The sequence below is a fragment of the Leeuwenhoekiella sp. LLG6367-2.1 genome, from assembly GCF_045055775.1.
GTDB lineage: Bacteria > Bacteroidota > Bacteroidia > Flavobacteriales > Flavobacteriaceae > Leeuwenhoekiella > Leeuwenhoekiella aequorea.
This window is the reverse complement of the sequence record NZ_CP159331.1, coordinates 2,291,303-2,310,803: the sequence shown is the minus strand read 5'-3', so window position 1 is coordinate 2,310,803 and position 19,501 is coordinate 2,291,303. Positions and strand designations below refer to the sequence as shown.

Below are 19,501 nucleotides of genomic sequence, written 5' to 3'. Positions count from 1 at the left end.
AAATATTCTTCACACAAACTTAATATTGCAGCCAACAAAGAGACATACAATACCCTTAAATTTATACCCTAACTACTTTATAAATTGTACAGTAAAAATCGCTTACATCAAGAATTAAAAGAGGCTACTAATATGAAAGCCGTTGAGTTACGTGCCTGGTTGCGCACCGACATTGCACCATTAACCGTAGCTAATTATGACGATGCTCCATCTATGGATCAATCGAACAAACTTCTAGTGATTTTAATGAAAGATACCGAAGATCTAACAAAATCTGACTGTCTTTTTATTCAAAGCATTTTGCAGCGTATTAAGTATATTAAAAATACAAGAAGCCGAGTTCCTCATACTAAACTAGACTGGGAAAACTCATTACGCAACTTGGGTTATGATGTGAAAAAGAAAAATCAAGCGAAGAAAAAAGTAAAAGAATATAACTAATTCTCGCTTACAAACTACCAGCCACGCCTACCCTTTTATCGATACATACTTCTCCTAAGCACAGAATATTTCTATAATTAAATTTTTATAGTATCTTCATAATTGCTTTAATACTTGAGTTATGACATTTCCACGTCTAGAGCTGAAATGGGCTTTTATCTATACCATATTTTTGTTGGTTTGGATGTGTGTTGAGCGCTTTTTAGGCTGGCACGATGAGAAAATTGATGAGCATCATCTCTACACTCTTTTTTTTTATTTACCGGCTATTGCCATTTATTTTATCGCTTTAATAGATAAAAGAAATAATTTCTACGGAGGAATAATCACCTATAAACAAGCTTTCATATCTGGATTAATCTTAACTGTATTTATAGCAATTCTAGCCATCCCCGCTCAGTTTATTATTAGCGAAGTTATTAGTCCGTATTATTTTGAAAATGTAATAGAATATGCAGTTTCTAGCGGCATAGCAAGTCCCGAAGAAGCTAATGAGTTATTTAATTTAAAAAGATACTTACTTCAATCTGTGGTGAGTAGTTTGGCATTTGGATTTGTTATTACAGCACTAGTTTCCGCATTTATTAAAAGGAAATAAAGCGGTTATTCTTTATTAAAAAATGCTTGTGTTATCTTTGAGTTATGGAAAGAAAACTAAAACTTCTTTGTTCTGATATCGATGGAACAATACTCAATACAGATCGTGATATTGCTCCCGAAACAGCATCGGCATTTGCAAAGCTACCTAAAGATTTTCCGATAATATTGGCATCTTCAAGGATGCCTTCTGCAATGTATTATGTGCAAGAGAAAATAGGTGCACACGGGAGTCCGTTAATATGCTACAACGGTGGATTAGTCCTTGACAGCAGAGGATCAACTTTGCATAGTCACACGGTCTCACTTGCCTTTTTAGATACGGTAATCCAACATCAAAAAAGCTTTGATTACAACATTAGTACATATTGCACAGATACCTGGAGAACGGCTGAAGAAGACTACTGGACCACACGCGAAATAAGAACTACTCGCGTAGAACCCGTTCTAACACCCTTAGAGGATCATATTGCCGTATTAGAAGCAATTAATGAACAACCTCATAAAATAATGTGTATGGGTGATCCTGAGGCGTTAGACGATTTAATTAAAGTGCTGGAGAAAGCGCATGGAAATGAGGCGCACTTCTACAGATCTAAGGATACGTATCTTGAAATAAGTGCAAAAAATATAGATAAAAGCACTGCGCTCGAACAGCTAATTAAAGACACCTATAATCTAGAAATGGAAGATGTGATTGCATTTGGCGATAATTATAATGACATTACAATGATTAAAAATGTAGGCTTCGGAATTGCTGTTGCAAATGCTACACAAGAAGTGAAAGAAGTTGCAGACTATGTAAGTGATTTTTCTAATAAAGAGAATGCAGTTGCACTAGCAATTGAAAAGTTTCTTCATTAACTATAGAATTAGAATGTAGTAACTAATAGAAAAAAAAGCGAGAGGCGCCCTCCAACCAAAAAGTGCGCCTCTCAAAACAACCTAACCAATAATCTTACTAACCAATTATTATCTTCAATTATTAATTCAAATATTTTGTGTAATTATTCACTGTAATTTTTGCACCTAGATCGTGCATTAAATTATACAAACCAAAAAAGGTTCTGTTTATATATAAAAAATGCTTGCTTCCCCTATTCCCATTCATTTTACGCAACTGGGTATCCTTAGAATACTTATCACTTAGATCTGCAATATGGGCAAAAAATGACTCATCGCTAAAATCAAAGCTTTCGTGATGAAATGGCTTAGTAAATAAACTAAGCATCTCGTGAAACAACTCTGAAAAGAATTTAAGCTCTTCTTCAGAATCATCTGCTCTCAGAATCTCTAACTCAAACATTTTATTTCTAAAAATATCAGGGTTATTGATATTCTCAGGTTCAGCTAATTCAAAATAGGGAGTGTAGAATTCTTCAGGAACTTTTTTAATACAACCAAAATCGATTGCGATCAAATTATTCTCTGAATCCACTAAAAAATTACCTGGATGAGGATCTGCATGTACTGCTTTCAAATGATGCATTTGATACATATAAAAATCCCATAGGGCCTGCCCTATTTTATCTGCAGCAACTTGATCTTGGTTATGCGCTGTAAATTCGCTTAAATGCTCTCCAGTCATCCAGTCCATTGTGATGATTCGTTCACTTGACAAATCTGGATAATAATTAGGAAATTTTAAGTTCGGAATTACACTACATTTTTCAGTAATCGACATACTTTGACACACTTCTAAAATATAGTCTGTTTCTTCTAAAAGCTTGTCTTCAACTTCCTGAAAATACTTTTCTTTGTCCTTACCTTTTAGATTAAACATCCGGCTAGCAATAGGCTTCACTAGAGCCAAATCACTACTAATACTATCTGCAACTCCCGGGTATTGTATTTTCACAGCAAGATTTTTCCCATCTAATGTTGCCTTGTGCACCTGACCGATACTAGCAGCATTTACACTTTGAGTTGTGAATGTATCAAATATCTCTTCCGGATATTTATCTAAATATTTTTTGAACGTCTTTCTCACTAAGGGTGCAGACAATGGTGGTACAGAAAATTGGGATAATGAAAACTTCTCCACATATGCCTTTGGCAATATGTTTTTTTCCATACTCAACATCTGTGCTACTTTAAGCGCACTACCCTTTAAACTTTTTAAGCCATCGTATATATCTTCAGCATTTTCAGAATCTAACTCTTCTCGAGTTAATTCGCCATTAAATGCTTTCTTTCCGTAGTATTTTGCATAATTACCCCCTACTTTCACGCCGGTTCGAACTAACTGTGAAGCACGCTGTAATTTATTAGTTGGGATGTAATCTATCGTTTTCATAGGTTCTTAATTAGATCTTGAAAAATTTTCTTTAAATATAAATTTCCCAAAGTCAAGAATACTTTCTAATGGTGTAGTATTGAACACATCAAAAATTGCGTTTACTGACTTTTCTATAGCTACATCTGTTTTTTCAAAACGAGCAGAATTGTCGTCCATCCAAAATTTAATCAAGAATAAAGTTTGCAGCCAAGCACCCTCACTAAATATCGAAACCGGATTTTTAGTAAGACGTGATGATTTTTCCTCGTTAGCTTCTTCTATCAAGTTACCTGCAAAATCTCTCACTTTCAATCTTAAATCTCTCAATTGACCTAAACTTTTTAAAGCATCCTTTTGCTCTTGCAAAGCAAAAAGCACATAACTACGATTTGCAGTTAACACTTCAAAAAAAGTGTAAAAAAATGAAAGCATCTTTTCCCTATTCGGGTATGTTGCGTAGGCTGGGTTCTTGCGTAATACCGCAATCGTATTTTCATAGAAACTCACCCAAATATTTTCTCTTATACCCTGAAAAGAACCAAAATAATTATAGAAAGCACCTTCCTCAATATTATGGTCTTTACAAAACTTAAATACCGAAGTTGGTCGATGACCATTTTCTAAAACATACTCCATATACATTGTCGTAATTAACTCTTTAGAGAGACTGGGAGCAATTTGTTTAATAGTGTTTTTTTTATTTGTGGTAGCCATATCTTATTGGTTTACTGATGTAAATTTAAAACTGTTTAACCCCTAATCAAAAAAAGTAAACAAAATCTTTAGTTAAAGTTCTTTCAGCAATTTTGAAAGTTGTGTCAGTTTGTCACAACCCTACATTTGGTACTTTTTTTGACTTTAGGGAAGAGAATCTGGTAGTATTACTAGGTCACGAATTAAAACATAAATAATCCGATAAATTAGTCGGCTATTTTAAAAAAATCATACACTATGTCTACAGGTAAAATTAATGTTGCTGTTGAGAACATTTTTCCGCTAATCAAGAAATTCTTGTACAGTGACCATGAAATCTTTTTAAGAGAATTAGTTTCAAATGCAACAGATGCTACGCTAAAATTAAAGCACCTAACTAATATAGGTGAAGCCAGTGTAGAATATGGGAATCCTATAATTGAAGTTAAGGTTGATAAAGAGGAAAAAACCATCCGTATTATTGACCAAGGTCTTGGTATGACCGAAGAAGAGGTTCAGAAATACATCAATGAAGTTGCATTTTCTGGAGCAGAAGAATTTTTAGATAAATATAAAGATTCGGCTAAAGATAGTGGTATTATAGGTCATTTTGGACTTGGTTTTTATTCTGCATTTATGGTTGCTCGTAAAGTAGAAATTATAACTAAATCTTTTAAAGATGAGCCAGCTGTACGTTGGGAATGTGATGGTTCTCCAGAATTCACACTTACTCCAGCAGATAAAACAGAACGCGGTACAGAAATCGTTTTACACGTTGCTGAGGATTCGGAAGAATTTTTAGAAGAAAATCGCATTAGTCAGTTGCTAAATAAGTACAACAAGTTTATGCCTGTGCCAATTAAATTTGGTACAACTGAAGAAGCAATTCCATTACCTGAAGACGCTCCAGAAGATGCTGAAGCGGAAACTAAAACTGTTGACAATATAATCAACAACCCAAACCCGGCTTGGACAAAGCAACCTACAGATCTTGAAGAGAAAGATTATAACTCATTCTACCGCGAGTTGTATCCTATGCAATTTGAGGAGCCTCTATTCCATATTCACTTAAATGTAGATTACCCATTTAACTTGACTGGTATTCTATATTTCCCGCGTTTAGGCCAGGATATGAATATCCAAAAAGATAAAATTCAGCTTTATCAAAACCAAGTTTATGTAACAGATAACGTAGAAGGAATTGTACCAGAATTTTTAACCATGTTACGTGGTGTGATTGATTCTCCAGATATTCCACTTAACGTATCACGCTCATACTTACAAGCAGATGGAGCTGTTAAAAAGATATCAAGTTATATCACACGTAAAGTTGCAGATAAACTAAAATCACTTTTCAACGAAGATCGTGCAGATTTTGAAAAGAAATGGAATGATATCAAAGTAGTGATTGAATACGGGATGCTTAGCGAAGATAAATTCTTTGAAAAAGCAGATGCCTTTGCACTATATCCTACTGTAGATAATACCTATTACACTTTTGCAGAATTGCAAGAGAAAATTAAAGACACTCAGACAGATAAAGATGGTAAGCTTATAGTTCTTTATGCATCAAATAAAGATTCGCAACATCAATATATTGAGGCTGCAAAAGCAAAAGGATATGAAGTACTACTATTAGACTCTCCTATCGTTTCTCACTTATTACAAAAATTAGAAACTTCTAAAGAGAATATTAGCTTTGTACGTGTAGATGGAGACAATGTTGAAAGTCTTATTAAAAAAGATGAAGAACAAATCTCAAAACTTTCTGATGAGGAAAAAGAAAGCTTAAAAACACTTCTTGAAGAGACAATTGCAGATAAATCATATACTGTAAAATTAGAAGCTATAGATAGTAGTGCAGCACCATTTATGATTACTCAACCAGAATTTATGCGTCGTATGAAAGAGATGCAGGCAACTGGTGGCGGTGGTGGAATGTTTGGTATGGGTAATATGCCAGATATGTACAATGTAATTGTTAACACTAACAGTGATCTTGTAAATGAGATTTTAGCAACTAAAACTAAAGAGAAACAAGAACGATTAATTACTCAATCTATGGACCTTGCTCGTTTATCTCAAGGTTTGCTAAAAGGAGAAGCTTTAACTAACTTTGTTAAGCGTTCCTATGAGATGATCAAATAGGAAGTTAGATCTTAGATTTGAGAAGCTAGATCTTAAATCCTAACTTAAATATTAAGAGCCACTCGTTTTGAGTGGCTTTTTTTATAGCTACGGTTTTCTAACGTTTCTTTAACCCTCAATTGCAAAGCCTTAATCGGTTTATTAGTAAATTCACATAGACTAAATACTTATTATGTTTCAATACACCGCAACCTACACAGACCTCTACCAATTGAGTATGGCGCAGGTTTATTTCAATAAAAAACAAAACCAGGAAGCAACATTTGATTATTATTTTAGAACACTTCCGTTTAAAGGTGGATATGCTGTTTTTGCAGGTTTAGAAGAACTCCTTACAATTATAGAAGAATTGCGATTTTCTAAAGAGGATCTGGCATATTTGAAAACACTTGATTTTGAAGATGAATTTTTAAACTATTTAAAAGATTTTCGCTTTCGCGGAAAAATAACATCAATGGCAGAAGGTGAAATTGTATTTGGTACAGCACCTATTCTTCAGGTAGAAGCAAATCTTATCGAGGCACAAATAATAGAAACTATATTATTAAACACCCTTAACTTTCAAACTTTAATTGCTACTAAAGCCAGTAGAATTAGACAAGTTGCAGGAGATAAAACTTTACTTGATTTTGGTTTGCGACGTGCACAAGGCCCAGGTGGTTATTATGCGTCTCGCGCAGCAATAATTGGTGGGTTTGACGGCAGCAGTAATGTTATTACAGGAAGAGACTTTGACATAAAAATTAGTGGTACAATGGCACATGCTTTTGTGCAAAGTTATGATGATGAACTCACGGCATTTAGAGATTTTGCAGAAAACAGACCTTCTAATTGTGTTTTATTAGTAGATACGTATGACACGCTTAAAAGTGGTGTTCCTAATGCCATTAAAGTGGCCAAAGAAATGGAAAGCCGAGGTCAAAAATTATTAGCCATACGTCTCGATAGTGGCGACCTTGCCTATTTATCTAAAAAGTCAAGAGCCATGCTGGATGATGCAAATTTGTCTTATGTACAGATTGCTGCTTCAAACCAGCTTGACGAATATGTGATTCAAAGTTTACAAAACCAAAAAGCCCCAATAGATATATATGGTGTAGGCACAAATCTAGTAATTGGCAAACCTGATGGAGCTCTTGACGGAGTCTATAAATTGTCTTACGCCAATGGTAAACCCCGCATAAAAATTTCAGAAAGTATATCTAAAGTGACTCTACCTTTTAAAAAACAGGTTTATCGAATTAAAAATAGTGAAGGAGTTTTAATAGGTGCAGATGCGATAGCTATAGCAGATGAACATCATGTAGAACGTATGAATCACCCTGTAGAACCTTTCAAAAATCTAACTATAAAGTCGCTTAGCCAAGAGCCGATGCTAAAACCAGTGATGGAAGATGGGAAGCGTATTAATAAAATAAGAACGATACAAGAAATTGCTTCTTACACTAAAGAAAAGCTCTCTGAACTTCCTGAAGAATACAAACGTTTTGATAATCCGCATATATATAAAGTGGGTATAAGCGATAGATTAAAACAAGAACGTGATAAGCTCATCGCAGAACACAAAAGATAAATGTGACCTTTAAAATAAACCAAAGTCTAATTCATATAAAACGGAATGAAAGCACTGATAATTATTGATATGCAAAATGATTTTATGCCAGGTGGTTCACTCGCTGTCCCCGGAGGAGATCAAATAATTCCGCTTGTTAATAGTTTGCAAGAAAAATTTGATCTTGTTATTGCAACCCAAGATTGGCATCCAGATAATCATTCAAGTTTTGCAGAAAATCATACTGGCAAATCTGAATTTGAACAGATAAACCTAGGTGGTATACAACAAGTTTTATGGCCGGTACATTGTATTCAAACAACGAGTGGCGCAGACTTTCACCCCCATTTAAATGTATCTCGAATAGAAGCTATTTTTAGAAAAGGTACAGATTCCAAAATTGATAGTTATAGTGGGTTTTATGACAATGCTCATAAAAAATCTACAGGTCTTTCTGGCTATTTAAAAGGTAAAGGAGTTACATCTCTTTATTTCTGTGGACTCGCAGCAGACTATTGTGTTTCATATTCTGCCTTAGATGCCCTGGCGGAAGGCTTTAAGGTTACCTTATATGAAGATGCGACGAGAGCTATAGATGACAATAACTTTGAGGAAATGAAAAAACAAATTATCGCCGGCGGCGGAAGAATTAAATATGCTGAAGAAAAATTCTAAAGTTTTCTAGCTAAGGGTTAATTTTTAATAATACTCATTTAGTATACGATTAAAAAATTTGAATATTTCACTATCAATAAACGCATTTAATTAATAAATACTGTATAACACTATATTTCAGGTATTTATTAATAATATTTAAATTCTTTTGGTAACAAAGAATTATGAAATTTAAATGAAAAAAGTATTTAAATTAGTTTGCTTTTATTGACTTATATCACTGAAAGCAATTTATTGAAGTTTTGAAACTATCTAATTTTAAATGCTTTTATGATACATCCACACACTGAAATACGTTTCATTAATGAAATTATCGGTCACGGCGTTGTTGCTACAAAAATTATCCCTGCCGGCACTATAACCTGGGCTTTAGATCGTCTAGATCGAGAGTTTACACCTGGTGAATTTGATAAGTTAGATCCATTATATCAGAATATTCTAGAAACATACAGTTATAGAAATAAACTAGGTAATCTAGTGCTCTGCTGGGATAACGGAAGATTTGTAAATCACAGTTTCAAAAGTAATTGTTTGAGCACTGCATATGATTTTGAAATAGCTATACGGGATATTCATCCTGGTGAGCAACTCACAGACGATTATGGTTATTTAAATGTAACCGAACCATTCACAGGAATAGATGAAGGTACAACCCGCAAAACTGTTTATCCCGATGATTTACTAAATTATGCATCACAATGGGATGAGCAAGTAAAAGCAGTATTTGATGATATTCTAGAAGTTGAGCAGCCATTAGGATCATTACTCTCTAAAGAAGTTTGGAATACTATAAATCTTATTAAATCAAGAAAAATAGAAATGGCCTCAATCGCTGAAAATTATTATAATCCCAGTAATCTCATAAATCATCAGCTAATTATTGATTAATGTATCCACTATAAAATCCCGATCTATTCGGGATTTTTAATGATTTAAAGAATTTTCTTATTGCTAAATAATATTTTAATTGACTTTAAAAAATCAAGTTATACCTGACTTATATAGCTACAAATAATAAAATTTTAATTAAATACTAATAATTATAGCATTCTGTAAAAAAAATTCAATCTGGAGTATTATATTGCCAGCCAATAATCTAAATATCAGGTATGATGATATTTATGCATTTTAATAGTTTGAAATCACCCCAATGAAATCAAAATTTATTACAATTATCAATTATGAAACGACATCTTTTTAAGACATCTCGAAGTATCATTAATCAAACATCCCCTACTTATTGTTTATCAACAACTGGGAAAGATGGAACTGGCAAATAAAAAGAACACTACACTCATTACATTAGCAATTGCTATTATTTGGCTAATATTTGTAATATTTAGGATCGTTCGCTATTCAACATTTAGTTGGTTTGACCTACTTATGCTTGTACTGTCTATTTATTACTTTAGCAAGTTCTACTACCTGCGTACTCATCCTTATCTTGCATTAACAAAAACTCATTTTATTAAATATTGCATACTTAGGAACACCCGAATACCTCTAAACTCATTAAAAGGGTTTAAACATAATAATCAGGGAGATCTTATAATAGTAGGAAAAAAAGATAAAATTTGGATTTCACCAAAGTCAGTAGATGCAGAGATGTATGGGAAATTTGTAAATCATATTAAACACATAGACTTCAAATCTTGATATTTTCAGAATTAAGATCGTGCTTAATAGTGACCAAGCGAATTCTAAATGACTAAATTGCTTCACGTATTAATAGAATTCAATTAATCTCAAGCAAATTTGAATATGAGTATATATCCCTGGCATCTTTACTTAATGGCCGCAATGTATATCATTGCAGGTTTTATGCATTTCATCAAACCAAAGGCCTATTTACGCATAATGCCTAGATACTTACCAAGTCCAAAATTGTTAGTTTATCTAAGCGGGTTAGCGGAGATTATTCTAGGTGTGGGTTTATGCTTTGCAGTCACCAAAGATTATGCAATATGGTCTATCATAGTTATGCTGGCTATTTTTCTACTTGTTCACTTTTATATGCTGTCTTCTGCTAAAGCAGGCCTCAATCTACCTAAATGGGTTTTATGGGGTAGAGTTATTTTACAGTTCGGCTTGATGTATTGGGCGTATATTTATCTAGCCTTATAAAATAAATAAAGCCCTCAATTGAGGGCTTTACTATATAAAAGTTTAGATGTGTAGATTAATTTATTTCAATCTCTTTTGAGAAATAGTCCTGACCTATAGTTATACCCACTAAGTAAGTTCCATTTTTTAAACCTGAGAGATTTAATGCTTGCTTTACAACAAGATTTCTATCTGTAATAGATTCAATAACCTCCCCATTTTCATCATAAACACGTGTTGTAGTTTTAACTTCTTTAGGATTTGTAAAAGAAATTAATATGATGTCGTCTTGTATTCTGTAATTAGGCTTAAAAATTGTTCTTGCCTCATCACTTACGATATCTAGACCTGTATTTTTCTTATTAATAGATGTGTATGACTTCGCATAGTCATCTTCATAAACAAGATAATACTTACCAGTAGGTAATGCCTCAAGACTTAACGTTTTATAATCGTTAGCATTTTTACCTGCAAATTCTTTGAATAACTTTTGCCCTCTAGAATCCTCTAAATAAATCTGAGCTCCCTCTATTGCATTTGTATATTCTACTTTAACAATAAAGTTTTCATTTATTGTAACTGCAATTCCATCTGCGGCATTCATGTTAAAGCTTACAGCTAGAACTAATGCCAATACCAAAGTTTTAATAGTTGTCTTCATAGTTTTGGGTTTTGTGATTTATAAAAAATTTCACATTACAAATGTATGCACATCATAGACTCAAAAATAGAAGCAACTAAACCTATTTATGTACTATCTTACCCTTACAAATAGTTTATATTGCTATTTTGCGAAAATTATACATATTAAGGTCAATTTAGCATTGAACTTAAGCTAACTTGTTGTTTATATTTATAATTAATCAATACTAAGAATATGATTAAGTCTGCAAAACCTGCATTCGAAAAAATAGAGCCCGGTTTTGGAAGTTCCTTTTCTTGCAGGACTTACGACGAAAATAATGAGAATAATAGTCATACTTTTTGGCATTATCATCCTGAATTAGAACTAGTTTACGTAAAGGGTGGCACAGGAAAAAGACAAGTAGGTAGTCATATTTCCTATTACCGAAATGGTGAATTAATTCTCATAGGTTCTAATTTACCTCATTGTGGTTTTACAGATTCTCTCAATAATTACGAGCAGGAAACAGTTATCCAAATGCGACCAGATTTTTTAGGAGAATCTTTTTTTGATATTCCTGAGATGAGAAGTATTAAAGCCCTTTTTGAACGCGCCAAAATGGGTATTGTATTTCACGGGGATGTAAAAAGACTTGTAGGTTCTAAAATCGAAGAACTTAGAAGCGCTTCTAATTATGACAGACTTACAGGACTCTTAGAAATCCTTAAACTTCTAGAGGCTGCTGAAAATTATACCGTATTAAATGCCCAGGGTTTTATTCTGGAGACAGAATTACAAGATAATAATAGAATTAATGTGATATTTAATTTTGTCAAAGAGCAATTTAAAAGACAAATTGCTCTTGAGGAAATCGCAGAATTAGTAAGTATGACCGTTCCCGCCTTTTGTCGTTATTTTAAAAAAATAACTGGCAAAACATTCACACAATTCGTTAATGAATATAGGCTCGTTCACGCTGCAAAATTACTACACGAGAAACCTATTAGCATCACTGATGTTTGCTTTGAGAGTGGCTTCAACAATTTCAGCCATTTTAATAAACAATTCAAAAAGTTTACCGGCAAAACGCCTTCCACCTACCGAAATGAGCTTAAATTTATAATTTCATAAATTCAGTTTACTAACTAGCGGCTTCAACTAAAAAACACCTAATTTCTAATTATTTTTTTTACAACTTTCTAATTATCAATATTTTAGTTAAATTTGCTATATATTGAAATGATCTGTTATCTTCTAAAAGTTGTTTGATACTTCTACTTTTTCCGTCGATAAAATCACTTTATCAAGATCCAATCTAATTTCTCTATTAAATTGAATTCTTCCTATGGAATTCATATTAATTATCATAAATTAAAAGTATAAATCCCTTAGACCCCTATCATACATATGCAAAAAACAAATTTTACCAATTATGACTCAATTGAATCTCCAGGATATATTTCTTATACAACGTTTTACAACATCGCGATGGGATAGTCAACCCAAACAAGATTTCTATTTTGAAATTATTTTCATTGAAGATGGCAGTGGTAAAATACTATTAAATGGAAAGACACACACTTACAAAGCGAGAGATCTATTTGTCCTAAGTAAAGACGAGGTGCTCGATGTTAAGATTCACGAGACCACAACTTTCGTCATATATAAATTTACGCAGCTACTACTTTCAAGTAAAATCAGCTTTCCAGATAGACAATATTGGTTAAGACGAAGCGAGTTTATATTAAATCATCCTAAACGGGTTTTTAAGGATGCAATGAATAATACCGAAGACCGTGACTTAATCTGGAGAATAGTATTCTTTATTAGAAAGGAAAATAATAATAAGGAACAATATTATTTGCACATAATTGCAAATATGGTTAGTACAGCATTAAGTGTTATAGCCCGAAATATCACAGAAGCAAATCCAGAAAATAAGATTATTAGAGCACCGGCTAAGTCAAATCGCATCGAGGAGATCTATGCTTACATCCGTTACAATATCTATGATTCTCGACTACTAAAAATCTCGACTATAGCTAAGCATTTTAAAATTACAAGCAGTACTTTAAGTAATTATTTCAAGAAAGAAACTGGAAATTCACTTCACAACTATATCCTATTGTACAAATTAGGAATAGCTAAAGACAGATTGGGAAATTCAAATTTCACAGTTTCTCAAATTGCTAACCAACTAGGCTTTACAGATGAAAGTCACCTCACACGGATCTTTAAAAAATACTGTGAAAAAACCCCTAAGCAGTACAAAGACTCCTTAACTGCAGACAAGTAATTGATTAGTTAAATAATTCATTTAAGACAGCTGCAAGACGTACTCCCCCTTTTTTAATTTGCTCTTGCACTGTTTTAAAGTTATCTGCCTGGTAACGGTAACTTAGCTTTTCTCCTATTTCTGCAGATGCATATACTTCTTTTGCTAAATCTTGACCTTCATTTACCCAATCAATAAGAGTACCTTGGGTTAAATTTTTCTGTTCTGCCTTAGTTACAGATCCAAAATTTGATGCCAACTCAGAATAAGACATTCCGTAGCTATCAATCATTTTACTATCCCACAGTGAGTGAAGATTTGTACCGTCATTAAACCACCGCACTTGAAAATCATTACCTCCTTTATCTGCTGCGTTACCAAGGTGAAGCGGTTGATGTAGATCTCCTATAAAATGAATGAGTAATTTTAAATAAAATGTCTTGTCCTCGTTTGAAGCATCCTCAGAGAGTAAAACTACTTTACATTTATTAATTCCTTGTATAAGATCTCCTTCCGGGTTCTTTATATCTTCAAAATACGTTAATCCTGGAGCTATATTTACATAATGCCAAGAGCTATATTTTCTATATTCCTCATAACTCTTAATATCATCAGCATATGTAGATACGGTTACCAGATTGTCTGATCCTAATAACTTCTTAATTTCTTTTTTAGTTTTAGACGTCAAATAGCGCTCTGCCACAGCAGCCGTCGCACGGTGACCAGTTCTTCCCCAATCATTTGCACTTAAGATATTTGTACTTAAACCAATAAAAATTAATACAATGTAAAGATGTCTCATTAGATGATTTTTTTTTGCAAATCTAAGCGATTCTCTACATAAATATCGAGGTACGTTTCTTCAAATTATCAATCGAATATTATAAAGCTGATTTTTAGATATATAAAATTTGCCAGTGTCATTTTACTTAATAACATTTAAGTTTAACTTACGTTTTATAAATTAGTGATCCCCATTTTTAGTAATAACTTTACCACACACTATAAATTTATGAAGTCAAATAAATATCAATATGTTTAAAGAGATACAACGCTTTGATCAATGGTGGTTAAGATTACTATTGATTGTAATTTTATGTATCGCCATTAGTCCGTTAGTGATGGATTATGACACGCTCATTTTATCAAGATTTGAATTGGCTTCTGTGATTCTAAGTATTTTAGTAATTCTTGGTCTCTTTATAGGTTTCTGGTATATTTTTAAACTAGAAACTACTTTTGATGAAACTGGTGTCACCTATCGTTTTGTTCCTTTTCATATAAAATCACGATTTAGATCCTGGGCAGAAATAAAATCTGCAACCGTGCGTAAATACAACCCTATTAGAGAGTACGGCGGTTGGGGATATCGTATTTCATTTACAAAGCGTAAAGCGCTAACAACAAAAGGAAATCGCGGTATACAGCTTGTATTTCAAGATGGAAATGAATTGTTACTAGGAACACAGCATCCCGATAAAATAATAGCAATACTTAAGCAGTATAATATTCCTATAAATATAAGTTCTAAATGAAAATTGTAGTTTTTATCATCGCTATCTTCATTGGAAAATTTGCTCAAGGTCAAGAGATAATAGAATCTGATGTACGCATAAATACATTTGTTAACGGAACCCTTTTGCAGCCCAAAAATGCACAAGACACTATTGCTATAATTATAGGTGGTTCTGGTCCTACAGATCGTAATGGGAATCAACGCACCTCTCAGAATAATAGCCTAAAAAAATTAGCTCAAGGCTTATCAAATGATGGTATTGCTACTTTTAGGTATGACAAACGTATTTTTGCACTTATACAACAAAATGCTCTTGTTGAAGAAAAAATAAGTTTTGATGATTTTGTAAATGATGCAATTGCAGTTATAGATTATTTTAATACTAAAGGTTTCTCAACGATTATACTTGTAGGTCATAGTCAAGGAGCTTTAATAGCAACATTAGCTGCACAGAAGAGAGACGTGGATATGCTGGTTTGCATTGCCGGTGCCGGTCAAACTATTGATAAAGTTATTGTTGATCAATTGGCTCTACAAGCTCCTGGTCTTGTAGATAATGCCACACAAGCTTTTACAGATCTAAAGCAAAAAGGTAAATCCGAAAAATTCAATATTGGTTTAGTTTCAATTTTTAGACCTTCTGTTCAACCATTTATGAAAACTTGGATGCGCTATGATCCTGCAGTCGAATTATCAAAACTATCCATTCCTATATTACTTGTTAACGGCTCTAAAGATCTACAGGTAAATGAAAAAGAAGGTGAAATTTTAAAAAATTCTAATCCTAATGCAAAATCTATACACGTTAAGGATATGAATCACGTATTAAAAATTATAGAAGGAGATGATCTTGAAAATAGTAAGTCTTACAATGAATCCTATAGACCTGTGGCAACAGAGCTAATTGAACATTTAGTAACCTTTATAAAATCCTAATTAAGATTTTAATCAACCTCATTTGATAATTGTGAAGGGTTTTTAATTTATAGTATTTTATTAGTCCACTTCATATCAAAGTCAGGTAACTTCAAATTAAGCCAATTATTAAGTATTCTAGTTTTTAAAAAAGAATTTAGGCATATTTGCACCAAATCAAACCAAAAAAAATGCGAATTAAAATTACCTTATTAATTATTTGTCTCACAACACTAATAGGTTGTAATAGAGATGCCGATTTTGTACTTACCGGAAAAATTAACGGATTAAAAAAAGGTACAATTTATTTACAGCGTGTAGAGGATACAACTTTAATTAACCTTGACAGCTTAATAGTTAATGGTGATTCAGAATTCGAATTTTACGCAAAGCTAAAAGAACCACAAATTCTGTATTTGACATTAGAAAAAGTGGATGCATTTGAATACGATGATCGAATTATGTTTTTTGCAGAACCCGGTGAGATGACATTGAATACTTCTCTTAAGAATTTTGAAAGTCAGGCTGCTATAACAGGATCAGAGAATCAAATAAAGTTAGAAGAATACAACAAAATTATTCATCGATTCAATGACGAAAATTTGGATTTAATTAAAAAAAGTTTTGAGGTACGCAAACAGGAAACCGAAGATTCTATAATCTATTATGATCAGAAATTGCAAAACTTGACAAAACGTAAATATCTATATACGGTAAATTTTGCTATGAATAATAAACAGCATGAGATTGCTCCTTATCTTGCCATATCCGAAATCTTTGATGCAAATGTTAAGTATTTAGATACGATTTATAATTCTTTAGAACCTAAAGTTAAAAAATCGAAGTACGGTGATATTTTAAAAGACTTTATCAAAGACCGAAAAACCTCTGATAAAGAAGAAGAAACAACTCAAATTACTACAGTTCAAGAATAAAATAGTCTGAACTAAAAAAAGCCCCAATACTAATTTGTATTGGGGCTTTTTTTATGAGATAAATGAAAATTTATAGTGAATTAACACGCTCTATAAGCGCTCTTCCTCTAGTCTCTAGTTCTGCATTTACCGCTTTAAGATGTTTACTTCTGTTTTCAACTTTATTATCGTTAACCTTAGCTATTAATTCATCAAAAGTTAAGATTGCATCGTCGACAACAGCCTCAGATTTAGCGTGATCTTCTTTAGGATTTAAAGCCTCCCAAAGGTATACTGCGTCTATAATATCTCCTAAAACAAAGTTTATATCTTTCTTAAGGTCTCTAATATTTGCCATAATTTAATTTTTTGCAAAAGTACACTAAATTTTTATTACTTAAAGATACACCTCAAGTATTTCGCAAGTGGAAGACTCCAGTACAACACCAGAATTTTCGGCAGGTATTAATAAAGTCTCTCCTGCTGCCAAAGTTCCTTGTTCGCCATCACCAGAAAACTCTAAACTTCCTGCTACAACTATAATAATGGTAAACGATCCAGTACGATTTATAGAATAAGGTTTATTACTCAATTTAACCCAATCAGTCTTAAAATAAGTATGATGCTTTACAACTTGAGCCGTATTTAGGCTATCTCTATTGTAATCTAACTTAAAATCTTCAGTAAGCTCAAAATCTAATACTTCTCTTGATTCAGCAACATGTAAATCTCTTAGGTTTCCAGAGTCATCTTTACGATTATAGTCATATACCCTATAAGTAACGTCTGATGTTTGCTGAATTTCGGCTAATAAAACCCCTCCACCTATTGCATGTATACGGCCTGCATTAATGAAGAATGCGTCCCCCTCATAAACGACGTGTTCATTCATCACCTCTTCTATACTCAGATTTTCAATATGAGCGTCGTAATCTTCTTTCGTAATTTTCTCCTTAAATCCTACAGTTAGTTTAGCTCCGGGATCAGCTTGCATAATATACCACATTTCCGTTTTACCTACACCGGTAGGCGAGGTTTCATCTGTAGGATGCACCTGAATGGATAAATCACTAGCTGCGTCGATAAATTTTATAAGAAGAGGAAATTGTTTACCAAATCTTTCATAAACACTTTTTCCTAAAAGACCTTCAGGATTTTTAGCTATAATTTCATTTAAAGCTGCTCCTTTTTGAGCACCATTATTGACTGTACTTTGACCTTCTTCTAAATCTGCAATCTCCCAACTCTCCCCTAACTTTGAAGTGGTATTTTCTCCTTTATTAAACAGAGAATTTAATTTATTTCCACCCCAGATTTTTTCTTTTAGGACAGGCTGAAATGTAAAAGGATATAATTCTTGGCTCATAATTTTTTAGGTATGATTAAGGGCTTTAAGTGCTTTTGTAATATGATTTTTACTTTTTATACTGTTATAGCGCATTATTAATTTTCCTGTTTTATCAAATACAAATGTTTCTCTTCCTGGCAGAAGACCTAAAAGAGATGACTTAACATTAAATATTTTTCTCAATTTTCCTTGAGAATCAGAAAGCATAATAAAGGGTAGATTGTGTTTTTTAGAAAACTTAGCGTGAGAATCTGTATCATCAGAGCTTACACCTATAACTTCTGCTCCAGCATCTTTAAAATCTTCATACTTATCTCTAAATTCGCAAGCTTCTGCAGTACACCCCGGAGTAAAATCCTTTGGATAGAAATAAATAACCGCTGCTTTGCCTTCTAACGAACTAGAATTAAATCGCTCAGCATACTGGTTCTCAAGTTCAAAATCTGGTATTTTATCTCCTAACTGCATCATTTTTAATTTCCAGAGTAGGTCACAAAGTTACGAGCAGTTTCATATAGCGTGATTTCAATATCAAACTTAGCTTCCAGTTTCTTTCTTAGTTTATCATAAATAACAACACAAATGTTCTCTGCTGTTGGATTTAAGTGTTTAAACTCCGGAACATCAAGATTGAGGTTTTTATGGTCGAATGGTTCTTCTATTTCAGTTTTAATAAGATCCTTTAAGATTTTTAGATCAATAACAAAACCAGTCTCTTGATCTATTTCTCCAGTAACCGCCACAATTAAGTCGTAATTATGACCGTGGTAATTAGGAAGGCTACACTTACCGAAAACATCAAGGTTCTTATCTGCATCCCATTCCTTTCTAAAAAGGCGGTGAGCAGCATTAAAATGCGCTTTACGTTTAACTGTTACCTTCATTGTTCGATATGCGTATAAAATTTATCAAATATGATTTTAAACCATTCTGTATAAATATCGGGATTTTCTAACATATCTGTATTAATATCAGATAAAGACATCCATTTCCATTCTGATACTTCCTCGGGGTTTAAATTGGGATCATCTTCATAGTTTCCTAGAAGGATATGATCAAACTCATGTTCTGTAAGGCCGTTATCAAATGGAGCTTTATAAATAAAAGATATGCTCTCTTCAAGATTAGTCTCAAAACCCATTTCTTCCATCAACCTGCGTTTACCCGCAGCAATATTTGATTCTCCCTGACGCTGATGACTACAACAGGTATTTGTCCATAATCCCGGAGAATGGTACTTATGGCTAGCTCTACGTTGCAACATCAACTCTTTATTCTTATTAAATACAAAAACCGAAAATGCTCGATGTAATAATGCTTTCTCGTGCGCCTCCATTTTTGGCATTAATCCGACTTCTTTATCATTTTCATCGACTAGAATGACAAGTTCTTCGCTCATAGTTCTTTTTGAATGTAAATGT

22 protein-coding genes are annotated in these 19,501 nt (G+C 33.0%); 13 read left to right on the top strand and 9 right to left on the bottom strand.

What is annotated here, in order from left to right; translation table 11 throughout:
• Positions 1–84: 84 nt before the first annotated feature.
• The 3 genes from ABVM53_RS10530 to ABVM53_RS10520 all read left to right on the top strand — a co-directional run bounded on the left by ABVM53_RS10530 (position 85) and on the right by ABVM53_RS10520 (position 1,902).
• Positions 85–441 carry a DUF3140 domain-containing protein gene (locus ABVM53_RS10530; RefSeq protein ID WP_405325849.1) on the top strand — a complete coding sequence of 119 codons (357 nt, stop codon included), beginning with the start codon at positions 85–87 and terminating at the stop codon, positions 439–441.
• Between the two features lie 121 nt (positions 442–562).
• Positions 563–1,039: a DUF4199 domain-containing protein gene (locus ABVM53_RS10525; RefSeq protein ID WP_405325847.1), complete on the top strand. Its 477-nt coding sequence runs from the start codon at positions 563–565 to the stop codon at positions 1,037–1,039.
• A gap of 44 nt (positions 1,040–1,083) precedes the next feature.
• Positions 1,084–1,902 carry a Cof-type HAD-IIB family hydrolase gene (locus ABVM53_RS10520; RefSeq protein WP_405325845.1) on the top strand — a complete coding sequence of 273 codons (819 nt, stop codon included), beginning with the start codon at positions 1,084–1,086 and terminating at the stop codon, positions 1,900–1,902.
• Positions 1,903–2,023: 121 nt separating this feature from the next.
• On the opposite strand, the gene ABVM53_RS10515 is transcribed toward ABVM53_RS10520, so the two are convergent.
• Entirely contained in the window at positions 2,024–3,334 is a 1,311-nt protein-coding gene (locus tag ABVM53_RS10515) for an ABC1 kinase family protein (protein WP_405325843.1), read from the bottom strand.
• Between the two features lie 6 nt (positions 3,335–3,340).
• On the bottom strand, positions 3,341–4,030 hold the full coding sequence (locus ABVM53_RS10510) for a TetR/AcrR family transcriptional regulator (RefSeq protein WP_405325841.1): 690 nt from the start codon (positions 4,028–4,030) through the stop codon (positions 3,341–3,343).
• A gap of 237 nt (positions 4,031–4,267) precedes the next feature.
• On the opposite strand from ABVM53_RS10510, the gene htpG reads away from it, so the two are divergent.
• The 5 genes from htpG to ABVM53_RS10485 all read left to right on the top strand — a co-directional run bounded on the left by htpG (position 4,268) and on the right by ABVM53_RS10485 (position 10,508).
• A complete protein-coding gene (gene htpG / locus ABVM53_RS10505; RefSeq protein WP_405325839.1) occupies positions 4,268–6,157 on the top strand; it encodes a molecular chaperone HtpG in 1,890 nt (629 codons plus the stop codon).
• 172 nt (positions 6,158–6,329) lie between these two features.
• Positions 6,330–7,730 carry a nicotinate phosphoribosyltransferase gene (locus ABVM53_RS10500; RefSeq protein ID WP_405325837.1) on the top strand — a complete coding sequence of 467 codons (1,401 nt, stop codon included), beginning with the start codon at positions 6,330–6,332 and terminating at the stop codon, positions 7,728–7,730.
• 45 nt (positions 7,731–7,775) lie between these two features.
• The gene (pncA, locus tag ABVM53_RS10495) at positions 7,776–8,384 is read left to right on the top strand and encodes a bifunctional nicotinamidase/pyrazinamidase (protein WP_405325835.1); all 609 of its coding nucleotides are present in this window, start codon (positions 7,776–7,778) and stop codon (positions 8,382–8,384) included.
• A 270-nt stretch (positions 8,385–8,654) separates the two neighbouring features.
• Entirely contained in the window at positions 8,655–9,272 is a 618-nt protein-coding gene (locus ABVM53_RS10490) for an SET domain-containing protein (RefSeq protein ID WP_405325833.1), read from the top strand.
• 873 nt (positions 9,273–10,145) lie between these two features.
• Positions 10,146–10,508, top strand: a complete 363-nt coding sequence (locus tag ABVM53_RS10485; RefSeq protein ID WP_405325831.1) for a MauE/DoxX family redox-associated membrane protein — start codon at positions 10,146–10,148, stop codon at positions 10,506–10,508.
• Between the two features lie 55 nt (positions 10,509–10,563).
• Here the strand turns inward: ABVM53_RS10485 and ABVM53_RS10480 are convergent, their stop codons facing one another.
• Positions 10,564–11,148 (bottom strand): T9SS type A sorting domain-containing protein, encoded by a 585-nt coding sequence (locus ABVM53_RS10480; protein ID WP_405325829.1) that lies wholly within the window; start codon positions 11,146–11,148, stop codon positions 10,564–10,566.
• Positions 11,149–11,364: 216 nt separating this feature from the next.
• Between ABVM53_RS10480 and ABVM53_RS10475 the strand changes: the two genes are divergently transcribed.
• Complete coding sequence (locus ABVM53_RS10475; RefSeq protein WP_128758794.1) at positions 11,365–12,243, top strand: AraC family transcriptional regulator; 879 nt, start codon at positions 11,365–11,367, stop codon at positions 12,241–12,243.
• Between the two features lie 301 nt (positions 12,244–12,544).
• Positions 12,545–13,408, top strand: coding sequence for an AraC family transcriptional regulator (locus ABVM53_RS10470; RefSeq protein ID WP_405325827.1), 864 nt, complete (start codon positions 12,545–12,547; stop codon positions 13,406–13,408).
• Between the two features lie 4 nt (positions 13,409–13,412).
• Here the strand turns inward: ABVM53_RS10470 and ABVM53_RS10465 are convergent, their stop codons facing one another.
• A complete protein-coding gene (locus tag ABVM53_RS10465) occupies positions 13,413–14,189 on the bottom strand; it encodes a S1/P1 nuclease (RefSeq protein ID WP_405325825.1) in 777 nt (258 codons plus the stop codon).
• A gap of 232 nt (positions 14,190–14,421) precedes the next feature.
• On the opposite strand from ABVM53_RS10465, the gene ABVM53_RS10460 reads away from it, so the two are divergent.
• The 3 genes from ABVM53_RS10460 (at position 14,422) to ABVM53_RS10450 (ending at position 16,753) form a co-directional block, all read left to right on the top strand.
• Positions 14,422–14,922, top strand: coding sequence for a hypothetical protein (locus ABVM53_RS10460; protein ID WP_405325823.1), 501 nt, complete (start codon positions 14,422–14,424; stop codon positions 14,920–14,922).
• Complete coding sequence (locus ABVM53_RS10455; protein ID WP_405325821.1) at positions 14,919–15,839, top strand: alpha/beta hydrolase; 921 nt, start codon at positions 14,919–14,921, stop codon at positions 15,837–15,839. Before ABVM53_RS10460 ends, ABVM53_RS10455 begins: the two co-directional genes overlap by 4 nt.
• A 170-nt stretch (positions 15,840–16,009) precedes the next feature.
• Positions 16,010–16,753 carry a DUF4369 domain-containing protein gene (locus ABVM53_RS10450; RefSeq protein WP_405325819.1) on the top strand — a complete coding sequence of 248 codons (744 nt, stop codon included), beginning with the start codon at positions 16,010–16,012 and terminating at the stop codon, positions 16,751–16,753.
• Between the two features lie 70 nt (positions 16,754–16,823).
• On the opposite strand, the gene ABVM53_RS10445 is transcribed toward ABVM53_RS10450, so the two are convergent.
• The 5 genes from ABVM53_RS10445 to idi are packed head-to-tail and all read right to left on the bottom strand — an operon-like array spanning position 16,824 to position 19,479.
• Complete coding sequence (locus ABVM53_RS10445) at positions 16,824–17,090, bottom strand: hypothetical protein (protein WP_405325817.1); 267 nt, start codon at positions 17,088–17,090, stop codon at positions 16,824–16,826.
• A gap of 39 nt (positions 17,091–17,129) precedes the next feature.
• Complete coding sequence (locus ABVM53_RS10440; RefSeq protein WP_405325815.1) at positions 17,130–18,098, bottom strand: type I phosphomannose isomerase catalytic subunit; 969 nt, start codon at positions 18,096–18,098, stop codon at positions 17,130–17,132.
• 6 nt (positions 18,099–18,104) lie between these two features.
• Positions 18,105–18,548: a peroxiredoxin gene (locus ABVM53_RS10435; protein ID WP_371456811.1), complete on the bottom strand. Its 444-nt coding sequence runs from the start codon at positions 18,546–18,548 to the stop codon at positions 18,105–18,107.
• A 5-nt stretch (positions 18,549–18,553) separates the two neighbouring features.
• Positions 18,554–18,964: a 6-pyruvoyl tetrahydropterin synthase family protein gene (locus ABVM53_RS10430; protein WP_371455874.1), complete on the bottom strand. Its 411-nt coding sequence runs from the start codon at positions 18,962–18,964 to the stop codon at positions 18,554–18,556.
• The gene (idi, locus tag ABVM53_RS10425) at positions 18,961–19,479 is read right to left on the bottom strand and encodes an isopentenyl-diphosphate Delta-isomerase (RefSeq protein ID WP_371455873.1); all 519 of its coding nucleotides are present in this window, start codon (positions 19,477–19,479) and stop codon (positions 18,961–18,963) included. The genes ABVM53_RS10430 and idi overlap by 4 nt, the downstream gene beginning before the upstream one ends.
• Positions 19,480–19,501 lie beyond the last annotated feature (22 nt).